This is a genomic window from Pseudomonas tehranensis (assembly GCF_014268615.1).
Lineage (GTDB): Bacteria > Pseudomonadota > Gammaproteobacteria > Pseudomonadales > Pseudomonadaceae > Aquipseudomonas > Aquipseudomonas tehranensis.
On sequence record NZ_JABWQV010000422.1, the window covers coordinates 1 to 2,256 of the forward strand.

Consider the following 2,256-nt stretch of genomic DNA (forward strand, 5'->3'; position numbering starts at 1 on the left):
GGGCAAGCCTTGCTCCCACAGATAAATCCCCTCGCCACAAGATTGGGTCGTTCTATAGTTTATTTGTACATAAAAACAAGAGGCACCCCATGTCCGACATCCTCTGGCAACCCACCCCCGATCGCATCGCCCAGTCACGCATGGACGCCTTCCGCCGGTTCATCAACGAGCGGCATCAACAGCAACTGAGCGATTATCCCGCCCTGCACGCCTGGAGCATCGACCAGCGTGAAGCCTTCTGGCAGGCCATCGTCGACTTCTTCGAGATCCGTTTTCACCAGGCGCCCCGCGAAGTGCTGGTGGAAGGTGAGCAAATGCCCAGCGCCCAGTGGTTCCCAGGCGCAACCTTGAACTTTGCCGAACACCTGTTACGCCGCCGTGATGACGCCGTGGCTGTGGTGGCGATCGATGAGCACGGCGATCAGGAACAGTTGACCTGGGCAGAACTCGCCGCTCACGTCGCCGGCCTGCAAAAAAGCCTGCAAGCGGCGGGGGTGAGCAAGGGCGACCGGGTCGCGGCGTGCATGCCCAACACCTGGCAGACGCTGGTGGGCATGCTCGCCACCACCAGCCTGGGAGCGATCTGGTCGTGCTCCTCGCCTGACTTCGGCACCCAAGGCGTCATCGACCGGTTCGGCCAGATCGAGCCCAAGGTGCTGATCACCTGCGCCGGTTACCGCTACGCCGGCAAGGTCATCGACCAGCGAGCCAAGGTCAACGAAATCCTCGAACGCCTGCCTTCGCTGCAGCAACTGATCATCCTGCCCTACGCATGCCCTAACGCCCACGTCGAAGACTTCAAGACAGCGGCCAGCGTCGCGTTGTGGAGCGACTTCTACCGCTGCGGCGGCGAACCGGCGTTCGTCGACGTGCCGTTCGATCATCCGCTGTACATCCTCTATTCCAGTGGCACCACCGGCGTGCCGAAGTGCATCGTCCACAGCACCGGCGGGGTGTTGCTGCAACACCTCAAGGAGCATGGCCTGCATGTGGACCTTGGTCCGGAAGATCGGCTGTTCTACTACACCACGTGTGGCTGGATGATGTGGAACTGGCTGGTGTCGGCCCTCGCCGTGGGCAGTGCGGTGGTGCTCTATGACGGCTCGCCCTTTCACCCTGGCCCCGAGCGCCTGCTGGACCTGATCGACCAGCAGCGCATCAGCGTATTCGGCACCAGCCCAAAATATCTGGCGGCCCTGGAAAACCAGGGTTTGAAACCGCGACACACCCACGATTTAGGCAGCCTGAAAACCATCCTGTCCACCGGTTCGGCGCTGGCGCCCCATAGCTACGACTACGTTTACCGCGACTTCAAGCCCCAGGTATGCCTGGCCTCGATGTCCGGTGGCACCGACATTGTGTCGTGCTTCGTCAATGGCAATCCGTTGTCCGCCGTTCGCCGCGGCGAGATGCAGGGCAAGAGCCTGGGCATGGCGGTGCAGGTCTGGAACGAGGCAGGCCAAGCGGTCATCGGTGAGAAAGGTGAACTGGTCTGCACCCGGCACTTCCCCGCGATGCCCATTGGCCTGTGGAATGATCCGCAGCAGGAAAAACTGAGGGCCTCCTACTTCAGCCAGTTCCCCGGTGTGTGGGCCCAGGGGGACTACGCCGAGGAACTGCCTCACGGCGGTTTCTTGATCCACGGGCGTTCGGATGCCGTGCTCAACCCCGGGGGTGTGCGCATCGGCACAGCGGAAATCTATCGGCAGGTGGAAAAAGTCGAGGCGGTAGTGGACAGCGTCGCCATCGGCCAGCAATGGCAGGGTGATGTGCGAGTGGTGCTGTTTGTACGCCTGCGCGACGGGGTGACCCTGGATGAGGTCCTGGAGCAGCAGATCCGCCAGGTGATCCGCGCCAATACCACCCCGCGTCATGTGCCGGCGAAGATCCTGGCAGTCAGCGACATCCCGCGGACCATCAGCGGCAAGGTGGTGGAATTGGCGGTGCGCAACGTGGTGCATGGGGAGGCGGTAAAAAACACCGATGCCCTGGCCAATCCCGAGGCGCTGGAGCAGTTCAGGGATCGGGTGGAGCTTACTACCTGACATTCAAAGCTTCGCTGGCCATGCGGGCCTCATCGCGAGCAGGCTCGCTCCCACATTGGTCGGTGGTGAATACAGGATTTGCAAGCACCCTCGATTCCCTGTGGGAGCGAGCCTGCTCGCGATGAACGATAACGCGGTATGCCTGTAGAACCACCAATCCATCAATCCATCAACCCCCACTCCCCCCCCCCCCCCGCCGGGGGGGGGGGGG

General features: G+C 62.3%; 1 protein-coding gene. It reads left to right on the top strand.

Annotation, left to right across the window (positions count from 1 at the left end):
• Window positions 1-89: 89 nt before the first annotated feature.
• Window positions 90-2,045 carry an acetoacetate--CoA ligase gene (locus HU811_RS26675; RefSeq protein ID WP_186659078.1) on the top strand — a complete coding sequence of 652 codons (1,956 nt, stop codon included), beginning with the start codon at window positions 90-92 and terminating at the stop codon, window positions 2,043-2,045.
• Window positions 2,046-2,256 lie beyond the last annotated feature (211 nt).

Coding starts and splice junctions, on each gene's coding strand:
- HU811_RS26675 (WP_186659078.1), top strand. CDS start 90: ATGTCCGACATCCTCTGGCAACCCACCCCCGATCGCATCGCCCAGTCA.